Annotated in this window: 26 protein-coding genes and 1 pseudogene; 17 read left to right on the top strand and 10 right to left on the bottom strand. The window is 42.4% G+C overall.

Features of this window, described 5'->3' with window-relative positions; genetic code table 11:
- The first annotated feature begins 6 nt into the window (after nt 1-6).
- From FLL46_RS11520 to FLL46_RS11500, 5 genes are all read left to right on the top strand, one after another.
- Nucleotides 7-198 carry a cbb3-type cytochrome oxidase subunit 3 gene (locus FLL46_RS11520; protein ID WP_142893675.1) on the top strand — a complete coding sequence of 64 codons (192 nt, stop codon included), beginning with the start codon at nt 7-9 and terminating at the stop codon, nt 196-198.
- Nucleotides 191-1,072, top strand: a complete 882-nt coding sequence (gene ccoP, locus FLL46_RS11515) for a cytochrome-c oxidase, cbb3-type subunit III (RefSeq protein ID WP_142893674.1) — start codon at nt 191-193, stop codon at nt 1,070-1,072. Before FLL46_RS11520 ends, ccoP begins: the two co-directional genes overlap by 8 nt.
- Before the next feature lie 93 nt (nt 1,073-1,165).
- A complete protein-coding gene (ccoG, locus tag FLL46_RS11510) occupies nt 1,166-2,563 on the top strand; it encodes a cytochrome c oxidase accessory protein CcoG (RefSeq protein ID WP_142893673.1) in 1,398 nt (465 codons plus the stop codon).
- Nucleotides 2,564-2,567: 4 nt separating this feature from the next.
- Nucleotides 2,568-3,068, top strand: a complete 501-nt coding sequence (locus FLL46_RS11505) for a FixH family protein (RefSeq protein WP_142893672.1) — start codon at nt 2,568-2,570, stop codon at nt 3,066-3,068.
- Entirely contained in the window at nt 3,065-5,494 is a 2,430-nt protein-coding gene (locus FLL46_RS11500) for a heavy metal translocating P-type ATPase (RefSeq protein WP_142893671.1), read from the top strand. The genes FLL46_RS11505 and FLL46_RS11500 overlap by 4 nt, the downstream gene beginning before the upstream one ends.
- On the opposite strand, the gene FLL46_RS11495 is transcribed toward FLL46_RS11500, so the two are convergent.
- The 3 genes from FLL46_RS11495 to apbC all read right to left on the bottom strand — a co-directional run bounded on the left by FLL46_RS11495 (nt 5,469) and on the right by apbC (nt 8,437).
- On the bottom strand, nt 5,469-6,203 hold the full coding sequence (locus FLL46_RS11495; protein WP_142893670.1) for a DUF599 domain-containing protein: 735 nt from the start codon (nt 6,201-6,203) through the stop codon (nt 5,469-5,471). The two genes, FLL46_RS11500 and FLL46_RS11495, sit on opposite strands and share 26 nt — an antisense overlap.
- A gap of 474 nt (nt 6,204-6,677) precedes the next feature.
- Nucleotides 6,678-7,241, bottom strand: coding sequence for a dCTP deaminase (gene dcd, locus FLL46_RS11490; RefSeq protein WP_142893669.1), 564 nt, complete (start codon nt 7,239-7,241; stop codon nt 6,678-6,680).
- 92 nt (nt 7,242-7,333) lie between these two features.
- On the bottom strand, nt 7,334-8,437 hold the full coding sequence (gene apbC, locus FLL46_RS11485) for an iron-sulfur cluster carrier protein ApbC (RefSeq protein WP_142893668.1): 1,104 nt from the start codon (nt 8,435-8,437) through the stop codon (nt 7,334-7,336).
- A gap of 288 nt (nt 8,438-8,725) precedes the next feature.
- Between apbC and metG the strand changes: the two genes are divergently transcribed.
- Genes metG through FLL46_RS11445 form a run of 8 tightly spaced genes read left to right on the top strand, consistent with a single transcriptional unit; the run spans nt 8,726 to nt 16,454 of the window.
- The gene (gene metG / locus FLL46_RS11480; RefSeq protein WP_142893667.1) at nt 8,726-10,771 is read left to right on the top strand and encodes a methionine--tRNA ligase; all 2,046 of its coding nucleotides are present in this window, start codon (nt 8,726-8,728) and stop codon (nt 10,769-10,771) included.
- Nucleotides 10,772-10,787: 16 nt separating this feature from the next.
- Nucleotides 10,788-11,135, top strand: a complete 348-nt coding sequence (locus FLL46_RS11475; RefSeq protein ID WP_142893666.1) for a hypothetical protein — start codon at nt 10,788-10,790, stop codon at nt 11,133-11,135.
- Nucleotides 11,136-11,154: 19 nt separating this feature from the next.
- Complete coding sequence (rsxA, locus tag FLL46_RS11470) at nt 11,155-11,736, top strand: electron transport complex subunit RsxA (protein ID WP_142893665.1); 582 nt, start codon at nt 11,155-11,157, stop codon at nt 11,734-11,736.
- Nucleotides 11,736-12,314 (top strand): electron transport complex subunit RsxB, encoded by a 579-nt coding sequence (gene rsxB / locus FLL46_RS11465; RefSeq protein WP_142893664.1) that lies wholly within the window; start codon nt 11,736-11,738, stop codon nt 12,312-12,314. The genes rsxA and rsxB overlap by 1 nt, the downstream gene beginning before the upstream one ends.
- A 46-nt stretch (nt 12,315-12,360) precedes the next feature.
- A complete protein-coding gene (gene rsxC / locus FLL46_RS11460) occupies nt 12,361-14,034 on the top strand; it encodes an electron transport complex subunit RsxC (RefSeq protein WP_142893663.1) in 1,674 nt (557 codons plus the stop codon).
- Nucleotides 14,031-15,122 (top strand): electron transport complex subunit RsxD, encoded by a 1,092-nt coding sequence (gene rsxD, locus FLL46_RS11455; protein WP_142893662.1) that lies wholly within the window; start codon nt 14,031-14,033, stop codon nt 15,120-15,122. The genes rsxC and rsxD overlap by 4 nt, the downstream gene beginning before the upstream one ends.
- Nucleotides 15,088-15,771, top strand: a complete 684-nt coding sequence (rsxG, locus tag FLL46_RS11450) for an electron transport complex subunit RsxG (protein ID WP_246119305.1) — start codon at nt 15,088-15,090, stop codon at nt 15,769-15,771. Before rsxD ends, rsxG begins: the two co-directional genes overlap by 35 nt.
- Nucleotides 15,768-16,454 (top strand): electron transport complex subunit E, encoded by a 687-nt coding sequence (locus FLL46_RS11445; protein WP_281281962.1) that lies wholly within the window; start codon nt 15,768-15,770, stop codon nt 16,452-16,454. Before rsxG ends, FLL46_RS11445 begins: the two co-directional genes overlap by 4 nt.
- A 69-nt stretch (nt 16,455-16,523) precedes the next feature.
- On the opposite strand, the gene FLL46_RS11440 is transcribed toward FLL46_RS11445, so the two are convergent.
- Nucleotides 16,524-17,042, bottom strand: coding sequence for a DUF3016 domain-containing protein (locus FLL46_RS11440; protein WP_142893661.1), 519 nt, complete (start codon nt 17,040-17,042; stop codon nt 16,524-16,526).
- Between the two features lie 324 nt (nt 17,043-17,366).
- Between FLL46_RS11440 and FLL46_RS11435 the strand changes: the two genes are divergently transcribed.
- Nucleotides 17,367-17,687 (top strand): DUF2288 family protein, encoded by a 321-nt coding sequence (locus FLL46_RS11435; protein WP_142893660.1) that lies wholly within the window; start codon nt 17,367-17,369, stop codon nt 17,685-17,687.
- Nucleotides 17,688-17,811: 124 nt separating this feature from the next.
- On the opposite strand, the gene FLL46_RS11430 is transcribed toward FLL46_RS11435, so the two are convergent.
- The 4 genes from FLL46_RS11430 to FLL46_RS11415 form a co-directional block, all read right to left on the bottom strand.
- On the bottom strand, nt 17,812-17,997 hold the full coding sequence (locus tag FLL46_RS11430; protein WP_142893659.1) for a hypothetical protein: 186 nt from the start codon (nt 17,995-17,997) through the stop codon (nt 17,812-17,814).
- A 69-nt stretch (nt 17,998-18,066) separates the two neighbouring features.
- On the bottom strand, nt 18,067-18,984 hold the full coding sequence (locus tag FLL46_RS11425) for an ABC-2 transporter permease (protein ID WP_142893658.1): 918 nt from the start codon (nt 18,982-18,984) through the stop codon (nt 18,067-18,069).
- Nucleotides 18,984-19,838: an ABC transporter ATP-binding protein gene (locus FLL46_RS11420; RefSeq protein WP_142893657.1), complete on the bottom strand. Its 855-nt coding sequence runs from the start codon at nt 19,836-19,838 to the stop codon at nt 18,984-18,986. Before FLL46_RS11420 ends, FLL46_RS11425 begins: the two co-directional genes overlap by 1 nt.
- Nucleotides 19,835-20,212, bottom strand: coding sequence for a GntR family transcriptional regulator (locus FLL46_RS11415; RefSeq protein WP_142893656.1), 378 nt, complete (start codon nt 20,210-20,212; stop codon nt 19,835-19,837). The genes FLL46_RS11420 and FLL46_RS11415 overlap by 4 nt, the downstream gene beginning before the upstream one ends.
- Nucleotides 20,213-20,388: 176 nt before the next feature.
- Between FLL46_RS11415 and FLL46_RS11410 the strand changes: the two genes are divergently transcribed.
- Genes FLL46_RS11410 through FLL46_RS11400 form a run of 3 tightly spaced genes read left to right on the top strand, consistent with a single transcriptional unit; the run spans nt 20,389 to nt 22,786 of the window.
- Entirely contained in the window at nt 20,389-21,321 is a 933-nt protein-coding gene (locus FLL46_RS11410; RefSeq protein WP_142893655.1) for a YeiH family protein, read from the top strand.
- A 7-nt stretch (nt 21,322-21,328) separates the two neighbouring features.
- Entirely contained in the window at nt 21,329-22,246 is a 918-nt protein-coding gene (gene nudC / locus FLL46_RS11405; protein WP_142893654.1) for an NAD(+) diphosphatase, read from the top strand.
- Between the two features lie 3 nt (nt 22,247-22,249).
- Nucleotides 22,250-22,786 carry a TlpA family protein disulfide reductase gene (locus tag FLL46_RS11400; protein ID WP_142893653.1) on the top strand — a complete coding sequence of 179 codons (537 nt, stop codon included), beginning with the start codon at nt 22,250-22,252 and terminating at the stop codon, nt 22,784-22,786.
- A gap of 84 nt (nt 22,787-22,870) precedes the next feature.
- On the opposite strand, the gene FLL46_RS11395 is transcribed toward FLL46_RS11400, so the two are convergent.
- Nucleotides 22,871-23,215: a TraR/DksA family transcriptional regulator gene (locus FLL46_RS11395; RefSeq protein WP_168204135.1), complete on the bottom strand. Its 345-nt coding sequence runs from the start codon at nt 23,213-23,215 to the stop codon at nt 22,871-22,873.
- 59 nt (nt 23,216-23,274) lie between these two features.
- Nucleotides 23,275-23,517, bottom strand: a pseudogene (locus FLL46_RS11390) (FeoC-like transcriptional regulator); the annotation flags it as partial.
- Nucleotides 23,518-23,594 lie beyond the last annotated feature (77 nt).

The following is a 23,594-nucleotide window of genomic DNA, read 5'->3' as shown; positions in this document are numbered from 1 at the left end:
CTTAAAGTGGATATCAACCTAATTCGAAGTTTGATTACGCTTGCTCTGTTTGTTTTGTTTATCGTACTGATCTATCAAGTATTCAGTAAAAAGAACAAGCGCCACTATGAAGACGCTGCGAACCTTGTCTTTAACGACGGGGATGAGCGTAGTGAACAAATAAACCAGGATAAAACTAAGGTGAAAAACCATGACTGAATTTTGGAATTGGTGGGTCATAATCATTGTAGCTATCAACATTTTAGGATGTTGGGGACTGCTCTACTGGACCAGAAGAATTAAAGAAAGCGAAGAAGGCGAAACAACCGGGCACGTCTACGACGGAATCGAAGAATATAATAACCCTCTGCCACGCTGGTGGTTAAACATGTTTTATATCACTTTAGTATTCAGCATTGGTTACCTGGTACTTTACCCCGGTCTGGGCAACTTCAAAGGAACTTTGGAGTGGTCAATGGAAGGACAGCATAACAATGAAGTTGAGTCGGCCAAAAGACTGTACCAGCCTCTTTTTGATAAGTATGCCGATGTACCCATTGCAGAACTCGCCAAAATTAAACAGGCAACTGAAATGGGTAAAAGAATCTTTGTTAACACCTGTTTTGGCTGTCACGGTTCTGATGCACGCGGCAACCCCGGTTATCCAAACCTAACCGATAAAGACTGGTTGTGGGGCGGTTCACCTGAGCAGTTAAAGCATAGTATTGTTAACGGAAGAATAGGTGCAATGCCTCCTTTCGGCGCTAACCTCACTGCAAGTCAGGTTGATGAGTTGGTTAACTATGTTGGTCAGCTTTCCGGCAATAAAGTTGATGAAGCAAAAGCGGCGGCAGGTAAAGCGACTTTTGACGTTCAATGCTTCGTTTGTCATGGTACTGACGGTAAAGGAAATACAAGTGTCGGCGCGCCTAACCTGACCGATAATATCTGGCTACACGGTGCCTCAAAAACGGCAATAGCGGACACCATCAGAAACGGTCGCACCGGTGAGATGCCGCCACATAAAGATATTCTAGGTGATGCAAAATCTCACCTGGTTGCAGCTTACGTTTATAGCCTCTCGAATCAATAAAGGCTACTGCGAAACTTAGCTTTCAGTTAACGCCAGAGGCAAATGCCTTTGGCGCTTCTGCACGAAACCTGCTAATGCTTGGAAATTGATAAGATGTCACAATCTCAATCCGATACTTATATCATTCGTGATCTTTACGCCAAACCTGACAAAATATATCCTCGCCAGGTTAATGGAATTTTTGCAAAACTTCGTATTTTTTCTGTTTTATTTTTACTTGGTTTTTACTACCTGGCTCCCTGGGTCACCTGGGATTCTCGTCAAGCCATTTTACTTGATTTACCGGCCAGGCAATTTCATCTTTTCGGTATTACCTTCTGGCCACAGGACTTTGTTTACCTGACCTTGCTTTTGGTGATTTGTGCGGTAGGACTATTTTTATTTACCGCAATTGCCGGCCGAGTGTGGTGTGGTTACGCTTGCCCGCAAACAGTTTGGACCGAAACGTTCATCTGGATTGAAGAGCTAGTTGAAGGTAATCGCAACAAGCGAATGAAGTTAGACAAAAAACCTTGGGGACCGGAAAAAATATTCAAGAAAACAACCAAGCATACACTCTGGATTGTTTTTGCCTTGTTTACCGGCTACACCTTTGTTGGCTACTTCTCGCCGATCAGAGAATTGTGGGATGGAATAGTTAGTCTCTCTTTAGGTCCATGGGAATGGTTCTGGATTGGCCTTTATTCATTGGCGACCTATGGCAATGCAGGCAGGTTACGCGAACAGGTTTGCTTGCACATGTGTCCTTATGCTCGCTTTCAAAGTGCGATGTTCGATAAAGATACGTTAATCATTTCCTATGATAAAAAACGCGGTGAAAACCGGGGTAAACGAAAAAAGAATTCTGATTATCAATCAAAAGGACTTGGCGATTGTATTGATTGCCACCAGTGTGTTCACGTGTGCCCCACCGGCATTGATATCCGGGACGGATTACAATACGAGTGTATCGCTTGCGCCGCGTGTATCGATGTTTGTGATAATGTCATGGAACAAATGGACTATCCCAAAGGGTTAATTCAATATACGACGGAACATGCAGAAAAAGGCAAGGAAACCAAGTTATTCAGACCAAGAACTTTGCTTTACATTTCGCTTTTTCTCGGCCTGATATTCACTTTTATTTATTTGATTGCGTCTAGAACGCCACTAGATGTCAATGTTATTCGAGATAGAAATAATCTCTATACCGAAGCATTCGATGGTAGTATTGAAAATACTTACCAACTAAAAATATTAAACATGTCACAGGTTTCTCAACATTATATGCTTAGCGTTGAAGGAATCAGCGATACTCAAGTTCAAGGTGAAAAAGAATTTTCTATCGAAGCAGGAAAAGTCCTCACGCTACCGTTACGAGTCAGCGCACCTCAAGAGGCACTCAGTCAGCGTTCAAATGATATTTTCTTCAAAATAACGACGACAACTAAAGATGGCTCAAACGATATTCATGTAGCCAAGGCAAAATTTCTCGGCCCGAAAAAAAGGTAACCCGATGGACTCACAGCAAAAACCCTGGTTTAAACAGTTCTGGCCCTGGCTAGTATTCTCGATTCCGCTACTGACCATTGTGGCAGGTGTCATTACTTTTCAAATTGCATCCGATCAACCACATAGTATGGTACAGGATGATTATTTTAAAAAAGGCCTCGCCATCAATCAGTCACTTGCCAAACAGGCATTTGCAAAGGAACTCAATCTCTCTGCTCAACTAGAGGTGGACACAGCAAGTCAATTGCTGGTAGTAAAACTCAATGGTGAACAAACCGACTTTCGACAATTAAAACTCACTTTTTCTCACCCTACTCAACAAAAACTTGACCAGAATCTCCAGTTAGAAAAGCTTTCGGCTCAGGAATATGTCGCCCAGCTACCAGAGCTGCCACAAGCCTATTGGCACATTCGACTGCTCAACGACACTGAGACCTGGTTACTCAAATCTCGCTGGCATTATCCAGAAAGCTCACAGCTCACGATTAGCACCAATGGTAGATGATGGTCGACCGTTGTTATCACTGTGATCTTGAAGTTCCAGCGGGTCAAAATTTTCAACTCGAAGTTCTGACTGAGATAAGGCAGTTCTGTTGCCCCGGCTGCCTGGCGGTCGCCCAGTTGATTTGTAACAACGGTCAAGAAGATTTCTATCAATTTAGAACTGAAAAAAATAACAAAGCAGAAGATATACTGCCCGAAGAAATTTTTGAGCTTGAATCTTTAGATAATCCAGCAGTGATGAATTCCATCACTCACGATGAGAACAATAGTAAAACCATCGAGTTAGGAATCGAAGGAATCACTTGTGCCGCTTGCGGCTGGTTGATCAAAAAACAAGTTGGTGTTCGTCCTGAAATTATCGATATCCAGATTAACACCACCACTCAACGTGCAACGATTAAATTCCAAAAAGATGCTCAAATCAGTCCGACCTTAAAGAACATCCGACAACTTGGATACCGCGCATATCCCTTTAGTGAAGATCAACTGGAACAGTCAGCAAAACGCGAAGAAAAAGCCTTTGTTAAACGTTTGATTGTTGCCGGCCTGGCAATGATGCAGGTGATGATGTTCGCTACCGGGCTTTACATCGGCGACTTTCAGGACATATCAGAGCAGCATGCTTACTTCCTGCATCTGGTCAGCGGCTTATTAGCCACTCCCGTGGTTTTCTACTCGGCCTCACCTTTTTTTGTCAGCGCCTGGAATTCGTTAAAGCATCACTATTTTGGAATGAATTTACCAGTGTCAATCGCAATCTTATCTGCGTATGCGGCCAGCGTATTTTCACTGTTAACTCATAACAATGTTTTTTATTTCGACTCTGTTGTGATGTTTACTTTTTTCCTCCTGGTTGGGCGATATTTAGAACACCGCATGAGATTAAAAGCGATATTGAAACAACAGAATTTTAATCGCTTGCTTCCCCTCTCTGTTTCTAGAAAAAAAGACGATGAATCAATCGAAATAATTCCCGTTGCAGAGGTCAGAGAAAACGATCAGCTGATAATAAATGCCGGAGCAGTCATTCCCGTTGACGGCGTGTTAACGAGTCCACAAGCAGAAATTAATCAGGCAGTTATCACTGGCGAGTTTATGCCAATTTCCAAATCCACAGGAGATAAATTATTCAGCGGCTCAACCAACAATAGCGCGGGCTTTGTCATGCGTGCTACCCATGATTTGAAGAGCAGCCGCATTCAAAAACTCATCCAACTACAAAATAAATCCGAAAACCTCACATCTGATCGTGTCACCCTTGCCGACAAAGTGGCCAACTGGTACGTTATTATTTTGCTCGTGTTATGTGTCATCAGTGGTGCAATCTGGTGGCAGATTGATCCGTCAAATGTGTTTCCAGTCATCCTGTCTCTGCTGGTTGTTAGTTGTCCGTGTGCCCTTTCCCTGGCAACTCCTGCTGCAGTCGCCGCAGCTATCGCCAAATTAACTGACAAGGGACTCATGATCAAAAATAAGGGAACATTGTCAAAACTTGGAAAAATAACCGACGTTTATTTTGATAAAACCGGTACGCTAACCCTTGGCCAGATGACACTGATCGAAACCCAAACTCATGCAGACCTGAGCGCTTCAGAGTGCGAAAATATCGCCGCAGCTTTAGAAAAAATATCCAATCACCCGATAGCAGAAGGCTTTAAACATTTGAATAGTCATTCAATCAAAGTCTCGGAGTTAACAGAAGTCATCGCTGGTGGTATTCAAGGTCAAATTAAGCTCGATGGTGAAAAACAGAACTGTTTTAGAATTGGCAAACCCGAATTTGCTTTTCAAAAAGGCCATCAAAGCTCAAAACATATCAAACAACAAAGTTCGAATACTCAATCTCTGGTTTATGTTTTTCTTGCGAGAAATGACGAGCACATCGCAACTTTTGTTCTATCTGATAAACTCAACCCAACAGCCATCGAGACCACAAAACAACTTCACACTAACCGCCAGAATATCCATCTTCTTAGTGGTGATAGCAAAAACGCTTGTGAATCCATCGCACAAAAATTAGCAATTGAGGCATTTTTTCATAGTGCGACACCAGAAGAAAAACTCAGTATCATTCAAGATGCTCAGGAAAATAAACGCTCTGTATTAATGGTCGGAGACGGCGTTAACGATATTGGAGCTCTCGGTCAAGCGGACGTTAGCGTAACGATGGGAACTGCATCCGAACTCTCGAAAACTTCATCTGACGCAGTTTTGGTCAGTCATGATCTGACAGTTATTCCACTCGCCATTCAATTGAGTAAAAAGCTGGAGAAGATCATTCGTCAAAATATTAGCTGGGCTGTAATTTATAATCTTACCGCAATTCCTTTCGCTATTGCAGGACTCGTTCCTGCCTGGTTAGCTGCCATCGGAATGACAACAAGCTCTCTCATTGTTGTGATTAATGCACTTCGTCTACGTCGCTAGCATTGACCTTATTATCACGCTGTTTAAAACTATTAATTGCAGACTGCATCGCCGCTAAGGTTCGAGAATGAAACTCTCGACGATATAAAATAGCAACAACCCATGCCGTTGAAAACATAAAAAGAAACGGATGCACAAACCAGCCAATCGTTGCCATTGAAAGAGAATAAGCCCTTAAACCATAGTTAAAAGAATTGTTTGCAGAAGTCAGCAACGCATTTGAACACTGAACATAGTCTTCAAATGATTCTTCTTCTCTTTCCGGCGCTGCACCAAACATGACTAACGCAAAATTATATTGTCTGACTGACCAGGAAAATTTGAAAAAAGCGTAGATAAATATAAACACCATTAACAATATTTTTAGTTCCCATGCTGCCTGGCTATGTTCAGCAACAAAAGGTAACGCATGAGCAAGTTGCATTGCCTTATCTGACGCCCCTAAAACGGCTAATAAACCTGCGAGAATAAATATTGTCGTCGAAGCAAAAAAAGTAACCGTTCTTTGAAGAATACCTAATACGGTTGCATCAGCGATTCGCATTTCACGTTTAACCATCGCCTCCATCCAACTGCCCCGAATTTCCGTTAAGGACTGAGATAGATTAACGGCTTCTTTGCGATAGCGATTTGCAAAATAGGTGTAACCTCCCCAACACAGGAGAAACCAACCTAACGCCAACCAATCTGCTAAAGAAAAAATTTCCACTTAATGCTCCAGGCTAATACGAAATGAAACCAAAGACAAATCAATCAAGCCAGCTCGCCTAAGTTGATCATTACTGTCATTAATGGTTTTAAAATCAGATCATAAAAGTAAATACCTTATAAATACGTACGACCTAACATGAGTTTATCTAAGTTATCGTTTTTTCGCCAATATGACAGATTAATCGAAACTGGAAGGCTTTGATTAATCCGCAATGTCGACCTTTTAATTGCAAATAAAGAGGATTCTCATCCAAGCCTCAAACCAAACGGCTTATCTTAAACTCACCGATTGATTATAAGCGTAACAAATCTGAGAAAAATGTATCGATATTAGTTGATATGTTAGTACAACTACTTGTTATGGCTGCAAAACAAAATCGATGTACCGAGGAAGTTTATTACCGGCAATAAAAAAGACGGTTCCAACAAATTCGAAACCGTCTTTCAAGAAACTATTTTGTCAGAGTTTCAATTAAGTCTTTGGCAGAGTAACGCCGGTCTGTCCTTGATATTTACCACCCCGATCAGCATACGAAGTCTCACAAATTTCATCTGATTCATAAAATAACATTTGTGCAACACCTTCATTGGCGTAAATTTTTGCCGGTAATGGCGTCGTATTCGAAAACTCTAAAGTCACATGACCTTCCCACTCTGGCTCCAGGGGCGTCACATTGACGATGATCCCACATCGCGCATAGGTGGATTTACCTAAACACACGGTCAATACACTTCGAGGAATTCGAAAATACTCTACTGTGCGAGCTAACGCAAAAGAATTAGGTGGGATAATGCAAACATCAGATTCAACATTGACAAAGCTCTTATCATCAAATTCTTTAGGATCAACAACCGCTGAATGAACATTGGTAAAAATTTTAAACTCATTCGAACATCGCACATCGTAACCATAACTCGACGTACCGTATGACACGATTCTTTTACCATTAACGTGCCTGACTTGCTCGGAAGCAAATGGCTCGATCATTCCCTCAGCCGCCTGACGACGGATCCACTTATCTGATTTAATGCTCATATTATTTTCTCGAAAGTTCTGGTCTCGAATATCCCGGTCTCAAATATACCTTTGTCGCTGCTTGTTGAATATCGGTTCAACAGCCCAGGTCATTAAGATTTCGGAGACCAGGTTTTGATTTCTATACTATCAGTGCCTTTAGAATAGTCTTTCGCCAACTTAGACAGGTTTGCTGTCAGGTTTCTGGCTATCTGACGATAGGTTTGACTGATACTGCTTTGAGGATCGTCCGCCACCGCCGGTTTCCCCTGATCCAACTGTTGTCGGATTGACATTGCCAACGGTAATTGACCCAATAGCGGCATATCATAATCTTCTGACAGAATATTACCACCCCCCTCGCCAAAAATAGCTTCCTGATGGCCACAATTACTGCAAATATGAGTCGACATATTCTCTACAACGCCCATGACCGGGATATTGACTTTGCCAAACATGGTCACTGCCTTTTTAGCGTCGGCCAATGCAAGGTCTTGCGGCGTAGTCACAATCACAGCTGCTGTAACTGGAATTTTTTGAGATAAAGTTAACTGGATATCGCCGGTTCCAGGCGGTAAATCGACTATCAGGTAATCCAGCTCTCCCCAGCGTGTATCGCGCACGATTTGTTGCAGCGCTGAAGACGCCATTGGTCCCCGCCAGACCATTGCCTGTTTTTCTTCGACTAAAAAGCCGATCGACATGGCTTCAATGGAGTGTGCCTCTAACGGTAAAATGGTTTTCTTATCTTCAGATACTGGTCTGGCATCAGGTATACCAAGCATAATCGGGATACTGGGTCCGTAGATATCAGCGTCTAAAATCCCTACTTTCGCTCCCTCGGCTTGAAGCGCCAAAGCAAGATTGACACTTGTAGTCGACTTGCCAACACCGCCTTTACCCGACGCAATTGCGAGAATATTCTTTATTTTTGCTATGGGAGGCACGCCAGCTTTGGTCTCGTAAGCCGTTAAACGCTGCTTAATCTCAATCGCAATTTTCTTGGACTGCGGCCAGTTGTTAATGATTTCTTGTTCTATCTCTTCTGCCAATGACAGCTTAATTCCCTGACAAGGAAAAGGCAGAACAATTTCTAATTGGATATGATCGCCGATGACTTTGGTCTTTTGCACACAGGCGGTTAATTCAAACCCGGGTGGTACACTGGCAAAATCACCATTCTCAAGTACATCTAAAATAGCTTGTTCGTCTAACATCGATTATTAGGATCAGGTTAAAATAAGATTGCTGGATTATACCTTATGCAAGTTGAGAAATACTCGCTTATTTTGTAAGGTTTTCAGTGGTTTTAGGTGAAAGCGGAGATAAAAAACGGTATAGTTGCGCCAGCTAAGCGGGCAACATGATTAACCCGCCAGTTTGTTGCTAACGCGCTATTACTGAGGCTGCAGAAAGCTAGTCGCCAATCGCGCAATGAGACACTTGCAACCACATAGTCAATCAAATACCGGCAATCGAACAAACCGTCTAACCGATGAATAACAATGAGTGATATAGCAGTGAGTGAAAACCAGTCCAGCCCTAAAAGACGTATTTTAGTTTCCAGTGCTTTACCTTACGCCAATGGCTCAATCCATATTGGCCATATGCTGGAACATATCCAAACGGATATCTGGACCCGTTTTCAAAAGATGCGAGGTCACCAATGTATTAGCGTTTGTGCCGATGACACACACGGCACACCTATCATGCTACGCGCGCAAAAAGAAGGCATCACACCCGAAGATTTTATCGCTGCGACTCGAGAAGAGCATTTGCAGGATTTTGAAGATTTCTTAGTTCACTATGACAATTATCATTCCACTCATAGTGAAGAGAATAGAGAGCTGTGTGAACTCATTTATAATCGCCTTAATGAGTCGGGACATATTGCCAGACGTACTATCAGTCAGCTTTACGACCCTGAGAAAAACATGTTCTTACCAGACCGATTTGTTAAGGGCGAGTGCCCCAAATGTGGTTCTGAAGATCAATACGGCGACAATTGCGATAATTGCGGCGCAACTTATAGCCCAACGGAACTAAAGAACCCAAAGTCTGCCGTGTCTGGCGCGACACCTATTGAAAAAGACTCTGAACACTTCTTTTTTAAACTCACTGACTTCGACGCAATGTTAAAAACCTGGACACGGCAAGGTCATGTGCAAGAGCAAATTGCCAATAAGCTAGACGAATGGTTTGATGCTGGTCTTCAGGAATGGGACATCTCTCGTGATGCGCCCTACTTTGGCTTTGAAATTCCCAATGCGCCTAACAAATATTTTTATGTCTGGGTAGATGCGCCTATTGGCTATATGGCCAGTTTTAAAAACCTCTGTGATAAACGCGATGACTTGAATTTTGATGAGTTCTGGGACCCTAAAAGCGACGCAGAAATACATCACTTTATCGGTAAAGACATCGTCTATTTCCATACGCTGTTCTGGCCAGCCATGCTTGAAGGTAGTGGTTTTAAGAAACCGACCAAAGTTCATGCCCATGGTTTTTTGACGGTTAATGGTACAAAAATGTCTAAATCCAAGGGGACTTTTGTTAAGGCGAGAACTTACCTTAACCATTTAAACCCTGAATATCTTCGCTATTATTTTATGGCGAAATTAAGTAGTAAGGTCGATGACTTTGATTTGAATCTTGATGATTTTGTTGCGCGTATTAACTCCGATCTTGTTGGTAAGTACATTAACATCGCTAGCCGATGCGCTAGTTTCATAACCAAGAAGTTTGATGGAGTTCTATCTTCAGGCGTGGCAAACCACCCATTGATCGTGGAATTTCAACAAGCTCAACAAACCATTGCTGACTTTTACGAAAATAAACAATATGGACGTGCCATTCGCGAGATAATGGCGTTAGCAGATAAAGCGAATCAGTATATTGCGGCTGAAGAACCTTGGGTGAAAATCAAAGATGAAGCCAAGGCAAACGAAGTGCAAATAGTCAGTTCTGTATCGCTTAACCTATTCAGAATTTTAAGTATATACCTCAAACCTGCAGTACCTGCGATAGCAGAACAAGTTGAAGCCTTTTTACAAATTCCGCCTTTGAAGTGGAGCGATATTGATCAAGTTTTAGAAGGCCATTCCATTAACCGATTTAAACCGATGGTTCAGCGTATCGATCCGAAAAAATTGGAAGCCATGATCGAAGACTCAAAAGAAGAAGCCGAAGCAGCAAGCCAACCTCAATTAGCCGAGCCGCTTAAACCTGAAATTGAATTTTCAGATTTTGATAAAATGGACCTGCGAATTGCTAAAATTATCAAGGCAGAACACGTTGAAGGCGCAGACAAATTACTTCGATTGCAACTCGACCTCGATGGCGTAGTCAAACAAGTATTCGCGGGCATTAAATCAGCGTATTCGCCAGAGGATTTGGAAGGCAAGCTAACAGTCATGGTTGCCAATCTAAAACCTCGAAAAATGCGCTTTGGTATGTCTGAAGGTATGGTACTCGCAGCAGGCCCTGGCGGAAAAGATCTCTGGATTTTAAACCCTGATGACGGCGCTCAGCCTGGCATGCGAGTCAAATAAACAAGAGAATTAGCCAATGGAAACTTTTGCACTCTATCCACAAGCCTGGTTAGCCTACGTTGCGTTAGGGCTCGCCCTACTATTTATGTTGGATCTAAAGCTCAGAAAAACGAACTTTAAACTCCGTGCAGGTATCTTATCGCTGATTGCAGTAGGCGCGTTTACACCACAAACGGTTGCTGATGCAGACACCATGGCCCCGCTTATTCTAACCAGTGTGCTTAACGCTGAAATGGTTGGCGCTAGCGCGATTTACAAAGGCCTGGTCACCTTATTGATAGTTTGGGGAATTGTCTTCGCGGCGTCGCTGGCATTCAAATATTTTATCGACGCAAAGAAAGGACCATCTCAACCCCAATCCTGATCAAGGGGTCCAGAGTTTTATGTCGGAAATTGTCTTATTACTTATTAGCACCGTATTGGTTAACAATTTCGTGTTAGCCAAGTTTTTGGGGTTGTGCCCTTTTATGGGGGTTTCCAGCAAAGTAGAAACGGCGACGGGAATGGCTGCCGCAACGACATTTGTGTTAACACTCGCCTCAGTGGCCAGCTATCTTATTAGCACTTACGTATTGCAACCACTGGGGCTGGAATATTTACAGGTTCTATCCTTTATTCTGGCAATCGCAGTAGTGGTCCAGTTTACAGAAATGGTGATCCATAAAACCAGTCCGATGCTGTATCGCTTGTTAGGAATATTTTTGCCACTAATAACGACTAACTGCGCAGTGCTTGGCGTCGCGTTATTGAACGTCAATCAGGCACACAACTTCATCGAATCAATCGTTTTTGGCTTTGGCGCAGCATTAGGCTTTTCGTTAGTGCTAATTTTATTCGCCGGTATCCGAGAAAGAATCGCGGTAGCTGATGTGCCAGAACCTTTCCAGGGAGCAGCCATTGCCTTAATCACTGCGGGGCTTATGTCGCTCGCCTTTATGGGTTTTGCAGGGCTGGTAAAACTCTAATGCAGGAGTTTCTAATCGCCACGCTCACACTGGTAACCATCGCGTTTGTCTGCGGTAGTCTACTTGGTTTTGCCTCGGTTAAATTTAAAGTGGAAGGCAACCCTATCGTTGATCAAATTAACGATATCTTACCGCAAACCCAGTGCGGCCAATGTGGCCACCCAGGTTGTAAACCCTATGCAGAAGCTATCGCCGCAGGAGAAGCAATTAATCGTTGTCCACCGGGGGGAGAAGCGGGAATTAAGGCACTTGCCGAGCTACTCGATATGGAAGTCGTTGAGTTAGATGAATCTTGCGGTGAAGAATCATTACCACGCGTTGCAGTAATTCGAGAAGACGAATGTATTGGTTGTACTAAGTGTATTCAGGCATGTCCGGTTGACGCTATCGTTGGTGCAGCCAAGTTGATGCACACCGTCATCGCTTCTGAATGTACTGGATGTGACCTCTGCGTTCCTCCCTGCCCGGTAGATTGCATTGACATGCCGATCATTGAGACGACTTCTCAAGACTGGCGCTGGCCCGATCCTAAGACAGTTTCTGATCCTCAGGTGATCCCCGTTAAGGTGGTTACATGAGCAATATTCGCCCAAGCAACATTCTAACAGAGTCAGTGTCGCAGTCATGACGGATCTCCCTATCATCGAAAAAGCCAAAGGACATTTTCATGGGGGCGTTCACCCGCAGGAATTTAAGTCGATTTCCAATCAGGCTGAAATATCGGCTCTACCCTCCCCCTCGAATCTCGTCATCCCACTGCAGCAACATATTGGAAATGCAAGCCAGCCAATCGTCAATGTCGGCGAAACAGTCGAAAAAGGCCAACTCATTGCAAGTTGCACTTCTGGATTAGGCGCCAATATTCATGCACCAGTTTCCGGAATTGTTAAATCCATCGGTCCTCATCATACCGGCCACCCATCTGGCTTGCCAACCGCGGCTATCGAATTAGAAACAAATGACCAGCAAAACCTTAACTCAGAATATTTGCCACGATTAAATCATTGGCGAGAAGAAACCAGCGATAACCTAAGAAATTGCATTAAAAATGCAGGTATTGTCGGGTTAGGAGGCGCAACCTTTCCAACAGAAGCTAAACTCAAGACCGCAAATATTAAAACGCTTATCGTGAATGCGATGGAGTGCGAACCTTACATTACTTGCGACGATCGCTTATTGAGAGAGCACCCGGAACAAGTGATAGAAGGCAGTCAGATTGCCGCAAAAATAGTTAACGCCACAGAAATTATATTTGCAATTGAAGATAATAAACCGGAAGCCATTTCATCGCTGGAAAAAGCGATCCGTCTAATCAGGGAAGCGCAAAAATCTACTATCGATTCTTCTGGTGAACCAAAGAACTCCTCTGCTGGTACAGAACCATCGTTAAGAATAGTGATTGCCCCAACCAAATACCCTAGTGGAGGCGAGAAACAAACAATTGAGCTGGTTACCGGCAAACAAGTGCCTAAGGATCAGCTACCTGCGTCTCTCGGTTTGTTGGTTCAAAACGTCGCGACGTTACACAGCATATACAACGCAGTAGTTAACCAAAAACCTTTAACTGAAAGACTGGTTACAATCACCGGTGATCTGGTTAATAAACCGGGCAACTACTGGATCCCATTTGGCACAAAGCTCACTCACTTAATTGAAACCTTTGAAGTCGATAGAAAGAAAATTTCTGCAGCCATTTTAGGTGGCCCTATGATGGGGCAAAGTATTTCTAATTTTGACACGCCAGTCACCAAATCAACTAACTGCATTATATTTAACCGCACTCAGAGCAATGAAAAATCCTGGGTTATCGAGACAAAACCTCATCAAGCTTGTATTCGCTGCAGCGAGTGTCAGCAGGCCTGTCCGGTTGATTTACTACCGCAACAACTTTATTGGTTTAGCGAAAGTAAACAATGGGAGCCTTTAGAAAAACAAGGGCTATTTGATTGTATAGAATGCGGCGCTTGTGCTTATGTGTGCCCTAGTGAAATACCATTGGTCCACTATTATCGTTTTGGTAAGTCGGAAATTCGTAAAAATAAAGCCAACCAGGAAAAAGCGGAAAAAGCTAAACAACGATTCGAGTTCAGAGAAATGCGTCTGGCCAGAGCAAAAGAAGAAAGAGCCATGAAACATAAAAAAGCAGCTGAAGAACGCAAAAAAGCAGCGAATAACCAACAAGAAGATCCTTCTGGCAAACAGGCCGCGATTAACCGTGCGCTGGAGAGAGTGAAACAAAAAAAAGCTGGGCTTGCACAGAGCCAAACAACACAAGATAGCGGAGAAGCTAACGAATGAAACTATCTTCTCCATTTTTTCACCACTCGCTCCCCACCAACAAAGTGATGCTGCTTGTGATTCTGGCGTTAATACCAGGCGCGGCAATTCAATTTTACTTTTTCGGCTACGGTGTATTAATTAACTTAATCTTGTGTAGTATTTTTGCTGTCACAGCCGAATACTTTGTATTGTATTTGAGAAATCGCGCGCCGCAAGAAGTCCTGAAAGACAACTCAGCACTGCTGACCGGCATCTTACTTGGTTTGGCAATACCAACGACCTTGCCAATCTGGATGACATTTATCGGCACCTGGTTTGCGATTATATTTGCGAAACAGTTGTACGGTGGCTTAGGGCTTAATCCGTTTAACCCGGCAATGGTTGGCTACGTTCTATTATTAATTTCATTTCCAGTTGAAATGACGGCCTGGATGCCATCACGGGATTTAACCGCTAATCAACCTTCACTGGTTCAATCCCTGGAGTTAGTTCTTTTTAGCCAAACAAGCAGCGGACTCACTGTTAACGACTTTCGAACATTGGCCGACGGTTACACTATGGCGACACCACTAGACCATGTTAAGACGGAACATGTCCTTGGCAAAATGTCTTCAGAGATTTTCTCCAAGGAGCTCTTTCAAGCCAACCAAAATGGCTGGATGTGGGTAAACTTTGGCTATTTAATTGGCGGAATATATTTACTATTTAACAAGGTTATTCGCTGGCAAATTCCGGTTTCATTATTAGCAAGTATCTTTGTCACCAGCGGCGTTCTCAATTTATTTGATGAAGAGTTATTTTCTTCATCCTGGTTTCACCTGACCTCCGGCGCAACGATGCTAGGCGCATTTTTTATCGCAACCGATCCGGTATCTGCTGCAACCACACCGAAAGGCAGACTCATCTATGGTGCGTCAATCGGTTTCCTGGTCGTTATTATTCGGACATTTGGCGGATATCCTGAAGCAATCGCTTTTGCCGTATTGTTATTGAATCTCGCGACGCCGACTATTGACCATTACACTAAGCCAACAATTTACGGCCACTCTAAAGATCAGCAAGATCAAGACGATGACAAACAAAATGGTACAGCCGCCAATGAGTGATTCCGCTGAGTCTATCAAAAAAGTAAGTATTCAAAATGGCTTGATTCTGGCGATTTTTGCGCTGGTTTCCACTGGGCTTATCGCAATAACGCACCTGATAACTAAAGACAAAATCGCGGAGGAAATTGAAGCAGCGATGGCCAGACGGCTTAATGAAATAATTCCGGCTGATGCATATAATAATGATGTTTACCACGATTGTACCGTGATTAGTAGCCCCGAGTTTTTAGGGACCCCAGAAAATCTTAAGGCCTACCGAATGCGCAATAACGAAAAAGATTATGCTGTTTTTATGACGAGCGTTGCGCCGGACGGGTATGCTGGAAAAATCAATCTTGTGATCGGTATTTATGAAAACGGCACCATCGCAGGTGTCCGGGTTACAGAGCATCAGGAAACTCCGGGTCTGGGAGACAAAATAGAAATCGAAAAATCAGACTGGATAAAACAGTTTAACGATAAATCATTAACGAATACCGCTAAAGAAAATTGGTTAGTCAAAAAGGACGGCGGTGAATTCGATGCCTTTACCGGGGCAACCATAACACCGAGGGCAATCGTTAAATCAGTTTATAACTCCCTCCTTTTCCATCAGCAAAATCGTGATACGCTATACGCTAAAGGTTCTGGTTGTGGGGGCGAAAAATGAAACTCCTGACGGATAATAAAAAAGTCATTGTTGACGGCCTTTGGGACAATAACGCTGCATTGGTACAACTACTTGGACTTTGCCCGCTATTAGCCGTCACCGGTACCCTAATCAATGGATTAGGCTTGGGAATAGCGACTACTTTTGTGCTAGTCGGCTCTAACTTGACCGTTTCAATTATTCGCAATCATATTCCCAAAGAAATTCGCATTCCGATTTTTGTCATGCTAATTGCGTCATTTGTGACCAATATACAACTGCTGATGAACGCTTTTACTTATGAGCTATACCTGATACTCGGTATCTTTATTCCTTTGATTGTCACTAACTGCACCATAATTGGCAGAGCGGAAGCGTTTGCCAGCCGCAATCGGCCGGTGCCTGCTTTTATCGACGGCGTATTTCAAGGAATTGGTTTTACCGCGGTGTTAATGATACTAGGTGCATTGAGGGAGTTTATTGGCCAGGGAACCATTCTTGATGGCGCCCATTTACTACTGGGAGAATGGGCCCGAGATTTGACTATTCATTTCTATTTAACTGATCAAAAATTCTTGTTCGCGATACTACCACCAGGGGCATTTATAGGATTGGGCTTGTTGGTCGCTACCAAAAATATCATTGATAAACGCGCTAAAAACCGCCAAGCGGTAGAGATTGAGCCTGGTCTCCAGCAAACCTGACGGACCCGACTCTCTCTAGTCTCTAGCTCTTGTGCTTGGACTTATTCTTGCTCGGCGTTTGATTGTAACCTAGTTAGCAGCAAATTCTTCTTTAAACCACTTTTTAATATCATCTTCAAAGTAGTTAACAGTACTTCCGTGGGAGTTTTTAATCAGACGAGAAGGCCTGTGGGTCAAAAACTCGCGAATTTTCTTTTCGCCCTGCTTGGTGGTCGCGCCTGCTTCATTTTTGGATTCAAATCGGAAATACAACTTATAAATATCCGTATTTCTGACAATTCTAATATCTCTGTTTCCATCGCCTCGCATATAATCGATATAACCCGCGAGATCGATATTCGTTACTTCAATAGACAAATTTTCCTTCTCACCGACATAATCTTTTGCAAGTTCCTGAAAAAGCTTGGTTAAATCTTTTTGTACATGTTCGATACTGCGCTTTTTGCTAAATCCCGATAGATCGATATCCCTAAACTTGTCTGGCTCAACAAATTTGACTTCTACGCCCGCGGCTGCAGACTGCGAAAATCCAATAAACATGGCGACAACAGTTATTAGAAGCAATATCTTGGGGTGATTCAATTTCATAGCAATTACCTCGCGTTTGATGCACGGATGTGCTTAAAAAGTCTTTGCAGGTGATAAAAAGACCTTTGTAAACAAAAGTATACCAGACTGGGAGGTTAGCATCACATAAATGAATGAAAACTGAATATCTGCTGAACGTCCATGTGGGTGCCGCCGGCCTTTATATACTGTTAACTTTTATAACCTTCACTCAATGAAAACATCATAAGTTTAAACCTTGCTGCCTGTTAAGAGTACCGCCAATTAAGAATTATGACGAAATTCAACCAAGCACTATAAGTCTGTTATAATTGACCGGATAAATGCTAACAAGGGACTTATCCGATGTCTCAATCTGAAATCGAACTGACAACCAAGCAAAAACTCAACCTGGAAACCGCTCAGATAAGCTGGAAGGAACTTCAGCTCTTTTTCGCCAAAGGTAACTTATTAAGAGTATCTGAGCATAAAGATCTGGTTGAGGTAGCAGAAAAAATAGCCTCTAATCAACAAGACGATGTTGAAACATTAATTCTCAGTAAAGAAATTGCTTTCGCGACGCCCCAATGGGTTAAGAAAAATTGCCAACCTACAACCCAACTTTGGGCTGTTGTTGTTGCCCCCTATGTTTTATGCCAGTTAGCCACAGCCAGTCGAATTAGCTGACGGCAATTAATGAGTGCTACGATTAATTTATTTTTGTAATCGCAATAAAAAAGCGAGCCGTATAGGCCCGCTTTATAAGCAGATTCGATTAGTTAAGGTAAATTAGACGATTACTTGTCTTTGCTTACCAAAGCAGTGATGTAAATAGATCAACAACACCAGCTTTGCATACCTGCATTCCATTTTCAGCGATATGTTCTACTTGATAACCTTGCGTATGGAGCACCGCAAAAATGGTGCTTAACATAGCCATCGCAATTAACAAGCTGATTCGGCTGGTTTTTTTAGCACTTTTCCTATTTAATATCATTTTCCTAACCTTCTAGTAGACCTACTAATCTTCTCACATGATCGTTTTTTAATCAAGATGAGCTTTTTATCAAGACTCATCTCTAAATCGACGAATATAAACAGCTCCAGATAATAATACAGCAGCAACGATCAACCCGCCCCAAAATTCCGCTGAAACGAAGGAATGAAGCGCCGAGTTCACTTCGAAGTCCAATATGTCGCCGCCAGCCAGCTGATATAGAGCATAATTTTGGATAGCGAAGCCTTCAGCAATCCTCTCACCGATTAATTGAGCGAATTCGGTGGTACGAAATATATATCCCTCACAAACAATGACTAACATGATTGGTAATCCGCCCCAAAGAAAGGAGACTTTCTTCGCCCAGGAAGAGGCCAACATAAACCAGCCCCACAAAGGCGCTAACCATAAACTTCCACCGATCATCGCCACTAACATGTTAAACCATAGAGCAAATAGATTAGATGCAGTCCAAATTGTTACACCACTACCACCACCAAACCATGAGCCAACTGTGACATAAATCAAAATAAATAACTGAAATACAACAATCACAGCAAAGTAAATGGCCGGCACCAGGAATACGACTGATACAAATTTCGACAAAATGGTTTCAATATCGGATACCGGTAACGACTTCCAGAATAAAATACTTCTATCCTTTCTTTCTTCATAAAGTGAGTTTAAACAATAAAACATGCTGATAAACAACATCACAAACCCAAATAACATTGCTGGCGCAGATAGTCCAATCGTAACCGCCTTTTCTTTGGCTTCTTCAGGTAATTGTTCGAACGAACTCACAACCTTTGGCAATTGTTCAGAAAACGAAATTTCGTGCTCACCATCGATTATTAACCTGTCCCCACTTAATCCAAAAACAACTAGCATTACTGCAAATACGATAACCATGACAGCAGGCGCGTAAAAAAATGACCCTTTGTGCTCCCAGAACTCTCTCTTCACCAGAGCTTTAAAAGTTTTCATTATTTACCCTCCTTCATCTTCGCTACAAACAAATCTGCTACACTGGGTGAATGTAATTCGCCCAAGGCTTCCAATTGTTCTCGACCAACGCCTTCGAATAAATAGACTTTTCGTCCAAATACATCACGTTCCATAACAGGATTCAGCGCCTTCGCTTTTTCAGCATCTTCTCGGCTAACCATCACTTCAACATATTTGTCACCGATCTCTTCCATGGATGAATCCAGGACAATTTCGCCGTCTCGAATAAAAATCAAATCAGTTAGCAAGTTTTCGACTTCCTCAATTTGATGCGTTGTAACCAGAATACTGCGACCTTCATCAAAAAACTCTGCCAATAACTGATTATAAAATTCCTTTCGGTAAAGAATATCTAAGCCCAATGTTGGTTCGTCCAACACCAATAGCTCAGCTTCGATTGACATGACCAATGCAAGATGTAACTGAGCAACCATACCTTTCGATAGCTCTTTCACCTTTGAATTTAACTTGATATTAGTTTTGTTCAAAAAGTGCTTTGCCCTGTCCAGGTTGAAGTGAGGATGGACTTCCGTTACAAATTCAACGGCCTCTTTGACTTTCATCCATTTTGGTAACACCGCAACATCAGCGATAAAACAGACTTTTTGCATCAACTGATGACGTTGTTTACTGGGTTCAAGCCCCAGAACATCAAGCTCTCCGCTATAGGAAGTTAAGCCTAAAATCGCTTTAAGAATTGTGGTTTTACCCGCACCATTAGGACCAACCAAACCAACAATTTTGCCTCGTTCGACTGTGAAATTCACATTTTTTAAGGCCTGGAATGAACCATAGGATTTACTCAAGCCATTCGCCCGAATAATTGTACTCATGAGTTTTCTCCATCCGCTGCTACTGCTTGTTTAGTCAACTCCTGAACAGAAAGCCCCAGACGTTGAATTCGAATCATGATTTTGGGCCATTCAACTTCAAGAAATTGTTTTTTCTCATCTTCAAATAACTTATCTTTTGCACCCTGGGTCACAAACATTCCTAAGCCTCGTTTTTTTTCTAAAATTTGGTCGTCAACTAATTCTTGATAAGCCTTAGACACAGTTAATGGATTTATCTGGTAATCTGCCGCAACCTGACGAACAGAAGGCACCGCCTCCCCTTCGGACACCTCACCATCCATAATCAGCTCTACAACTTTTTCTTTAAGCTGGCGGAAGATTGGCGTTTGGTCATTCCACATCATCGCGTTCATAGAGTTCTCTCACTTGACTGGTTAGTTAACACTGCTTAAGTGTTGTATTAGACTATAACACCAAGTCAGTCATTTATCCAAACTCAATATATTACAAATATTTAATACTTAACTTCCTGTTATTTAAGTATTTTTTTAGTTATCATTAATCTTCACAAACATTTGTTAACATTTCAATGGCGAAATTTTCCGATCAAATATCCCGAATTATCCTGATTTTTCTGCTTCTGGTCGTTATTAGTGGATGGATAAACATCGCCGCCAGTTTGCTTTTGGGAATGGCTTACGCGGTAATTCTTGGCAACCCTTTCCAACTAAAAACCCAATGGGCATCAGGTATTTTGCTTAAAGTTAGCATTGTGGTAATGGGGTTCGGTTTAAATATTAAGGAAATCTTAGAAACAGCGGTTGACGGCTTTTTCATCACTGTATTAACGATTATCTTCGCTATTGTCTGCGGCCTGTTAATTGGAAAACTCGCTAGTGTGGACAAGAAACTCTCATTTCTGATCACTGGCGGCACAGCTATTTGTGGGGCAAGCGCGATAGCAGCCTTCGCGCCGGCAATTCACGCGCGGCCAACCCACATACTAGTTTCCATTTCTATTGTTTTTTTACTCAATGCTTTAGCACTTCTTGTTTACCCTGAATTAGGAAAATACCTTGGGTTAACTCAGCAGGAATTCGGTATGTGGGCTGCATTAGGCATACACGATACAAGCTCTGTAGTCGGCGCGGCTGCGAGTTACGGTGAAGAATCATTAAAAATCGCCACAACCACCAAATTAGCTCGTGCGTTATGGATTATCCCCCTGGTTTTTTTCGCAGCGTTTTCATTCAATTACAAAAAAACCTCGACCCAAATCCCACACTTTATTTTATATTTTGTCGGCGCAAGCCTGCTCGCAAGTTTTGTCCCTTTCTTAACGCCTTATGCCAGCTACGCTCCCCTGATCGCGAAAAAAGGCATGGCCATAAGCCTGTTTTTAATCGGCACAGGTTTTACTCGCGAAACGCTAAAAACACTCCAATGGTCTGCTTTACTGCAAGGAACTATCCTGTGGATATTAATGTCAGTAATCTCACTTTGGTTAATCAAGTTGCTTTGAGGTCAATATGATTTCCTATTCTCCAATCGATAGACAGTCACATATTCGGCAAAGTACATCGACAATTAAGCAATATGCTTCTAGTGAAAATTGTCTCAACTTACTTTGGCATAAAAACCAGCTCATCATTCGGGAAAATGAGAATCTTTATTTTTCGACCCAGGAGCTAGAAAAAATGAGCGTAACACTCTCAACGTCAATCTATCTGGGGGAACACAGGCAAAATAATTACTTTGCCTATCACCTGGATAATTGGGATTCGGGGTTTAAAGATTTACGCCTGGTCGATTTGCGTAGCGCGAGCCTGATGGCGACAGACTATCATCTGGGACTCTTATTTTACTCTAAAGGACTACTCAACTGGCATCATAATCACCAATACTGCGCCAAATGCGGGAGTGAAACGAGCATTACACAGTCTGGACATGCCAGAAAGTGTGCTAACTCAAAGTGTGCTAAAGAGCACTTTCCGAGAATCGAACCGGCCGTAATTACCGCCATTTCGAATAATCAAGATAGCGAAGCAAAATTGCTACTCGCCCGACAATCTGAATGGCCAGAAAAACGGTACTCAGTCATTGCGGGTTTTGCCGAGCCGGGAGAATCCCTGGAAGCCGCGGTAAAACGCGAAGCACTTGAAGAAGTGGGACTGGTAATTGATAAAGTCGACTATTTCGCCTCACAGCCCTGGCCATTTCCAAGTTCGTTAATGGTTGGCTTTAAAAGCGTAACATCCCAGACAGAAATTACTCTTATTGATCAAGAGTTAGAAAAAGCACAATGGTTTACAGCGAAAGAAATCGAATCTGAAATAAAAAGTGGCAATTTACTAATGCCCTACTCAGTTTCAATTTCCTGGTATTTAATTGATGACTGGTTTAAACAACAAACCGGGTATTCGTTGAGGGATATCGAAAAAGATTAGCCAATGACTGAAAAAAAGAAAACAAAAATAAAATCGCTTTTATCCTGGGCACTACAAATTTCAATATATATCACTATTTTTTTTGCGCTAAGTTGGTGGCAACAAAAAGATATGCTACCGACTGGTGAGCAAATCATAGCGCCCCAATTTACGCTGATAGACATTAATGGAAAGGCGGTTTCACTACACCACGAAGGAAAAGCACATCAAACGCTGATCTACTTTTTCGCCCCCTGGTGTTCAATTTGTCATGCTTCAATTGATAACCTTCAAGTCATCGAAGAATCTGAAAGCTATCCAAATTTAAGGATTTTGGTGGTAGCGCTTGACTGGCGTTCTGTGGACGAAGTAGATGAGTTTTTAAAGGAACACAAGTTGACGATGCCTGTATTGCTCGGCACCACAGAAGTACAACAAGATTATCAAATTAATGCGTTTCCGAGTTACTATCTCCTGTCTGAAAATGGACATATCATTTCAAGAAATCTCGGCTATTCGACAGAATTGGGGCTACGCTCTCGTTTGTTGATTGCTGAATAAATAAAAGTTTCTCGACAGCTTGTTCGATTTTACCTAAAGCGTTTTTGGGTACTGCTCTCTTATTTTTAACCAACCTGTAATTGGCTACTCTTTACTTTGCTGACAAGCAACACAATTGGTCGACTCCGGCTTGATCTGTAATCGTGAAAAGCCAATTTCGTCGCCACATTCTTCACAGTATCCAAAGTCTTCATTGTCAATTTGCTCGATCGTTTTATTCAAAACATTAATTCTCTGCTGAGTCCGATTTAACCCGGCCTGTGCCATTTTTTGCTGCTGAATGGCGTCAATTCTTGAAACCCTTCCAGCAAGGGACTGGTCTAACTCGACGGTCTTACTTGACTCTTTGGCCATTGATAATTGATTCTGTAAAGTGATGATTTGTTCTTTAATGGATAACTTGAGCTTCTGTTTCTCTTTCTTCGACAAAAACATTGTTCACCTGGCTTTCTGATAACCTCAAATCGATTAAAACCTTATTGAATCAGCTAATCTACTTGAGGTCGAACAGAGAATTTTTCCTGGGCCACTTTATTCCAGCGATAAAATACATTCAGATCACCAGATTCGTTGCATGTGCCGCAGCTGGAACTTCCTCCAACTCCGCAACCATTGGTTTGCGCCACTTTTTCTTTTTCAATGCGACCTTTCCTCTCCCATTGCGCGATCATACTCAACATCACCGATTCCGAAACATAAAAATGTCTCGCCAGATCAGTTAAACTCATTTGCTCTCTTTCCTTCTTGAGACACTAATCTAAATGCGAATTATTTACAACTCGATTGATATTATCGATGCTGCAATCGA

The organism is Aliikangiella coralliicola (assembly GCF_007004725.1).
Taxonomy (GTDB): domain Bacteria; phylum Pseudomonadota; class Gammaproteobacteria; order Enterobacterales; family Kangiellaceae; genus Aliikangiella; species Aliikangiella coralliicola.
This window is presented reverse-complemented; position numbering and strand designations above follow the sequence as displayed.

Bases quoted from the DNA above. Each gene is read 5' to 3' on its own strand.
- ccoP (WP_142893674.1), top strand. From the start codon at position 191: ATGACTGAATTTTGGAATTGGTGGGTCATAATCATTGTAGCTATCAAC.
- ccoG (WP_142893673.1), top strand. From the start codon at position 1,166: ATGTCACAATCTCAATCCGATACTTATATCATTCGTGATCTTTACGCC.
- FLL46_RS11505 (WP_142893672.1), top strand. From the start codon at position 2,568: ATGGACTCACAGCAAAAACCCTGGTTTAAACAGTTCTGGCCCTGGCTA.
- FLL46_RS11500 (WP_142893671.1), top strand. From the start codon at position 3,065: ATGATGGTCGACCGTTGTTATCACTGTGATCTTGAAGTTCCAGCGGGT.
- dcd (WP_142893669.1), bottom strand. From the start codon at position 7,241: ATGAGCATTAAATCAGATAAGTGGATCCGTCGTCAGGCGGCTGAGGGA.
- apbC (WP_142893668.1), bottom strand. From the start codon at position 8,437: ATGTTAGACGAACAAGCTATTTTAGATGTACTTGAGAATGGTGATTTT.
- metG (WP_142893667.1), top strand. From the start codon at position 8,726: ATGAGTGATATAGCAGTGAGTGAAAACCAGTCCAGCCCTAAAAGACGT.
- FLL46_RS11475 (WP_142893666.1), top strand. From the start codon at position 10,788: ATGGAAACTTTTGCACTCTATCCACAAGCCTGGTTAGCCTACGTTGCG.
- rsxA (WP_142893665.1), top strand. From the start codon at position 11,155: ATGTCGGAAATTGTCTTATTACTTATTAGCACCGTATTGGTTAACAAT.
- rsxB (WP_142893664.1), top strand. From the start codon at position 11,736: ATGCAGGAGTTTCTAATCGCCACGCTCACACTGGTAACCATCGCGTTT.
- rsxC (WP_142893663.1), top strand. From the start codon at position 12,361: ATGACGGATCTCCCTATCATCGAAAAAGCCAAAGGACATTTTCATGGG.
- rsxD (WP_142893662.1), top strand. From the start codon at position 14,031: ATGAAACTATCTTCTCCATTTTTTCACCACTCGCTCCCCACCAACAAA.
- rsxG (WP_246119305.1), top strand. From the start codon at position 15,088: ATGACAAACAAAATGGTACAGCCGCCAATGAGTGATTCCGCTGAGTCT.
- FLL46_RS11445 (WP_281281962.1), top strand. From the start codon at position 15,768: ATGAAACTCCTGACGGATAATAAAAAAGTCATTGTTGACGGCCTTTGG.
- FLL46_RS11440 (WP_142893661.1), bottom strand. From the start codon at position 17,042: ATGAAATTGAATCACCCCAAGATATTGCTTCTAATAACTGTTGTCGCC.
- FLL46_RS11435 (WP_142893660.1), top strand. From the start codon at position 17,367: ATGTCTCAATCTGAAATCGAACTGACAACCAAGCAAAAACTCAACCTG.
- FLL46_RS11430 (WP_142893659.1), bottom strand. From the start codon at position 17,997: ATGATATTAAATAGGAAAAGTGCTAAAAAAACCAGCCGAATCAGCTTG.
- FLL46_RS11425 (WP_142893658.1), bottom strand. From the start codon at position 18,984: ATGAAAACTTTTAAAGCTCTGGTGAAGAGAGAGTTCTGGGAGCACAAA.
- FLL46_RS11420 (WP_142893657.1), bottom strand. From the start codon at position 19,838: ATGAGTACAATTATTCGGGCGAATGGCTTGAGTAAATCCTATGGTTCA.
- FLL46_RS11415 (WP_142893656.1), bottom strand. From the start codon at position 20,212: ATGAACGCGATGATGTGGAATGACCAAACGCCAATCTTCCGCCAGCTT.
- FLL46_RS11410 (WP_142893655.1), top strand. From the start codon at position 20,389: ATGGCGAAATTTTCCGATCAAATATCCCGAATTATCCTGATTTTTCTG.
- nudC (WP_142893654.1), top strand. From the start codon at position 21,329: ATGATTTCCTATTCTCCAATCGATAGACAGTCACATATTCGGCAAAGT.
- FLL46_RS11400 (WP_142893653.1), top strand. From the start codon at position 22,250: ATGACTGAAAAAAAGAAAACAAAAATAAAATCGCTTTTATCCTGGGCA.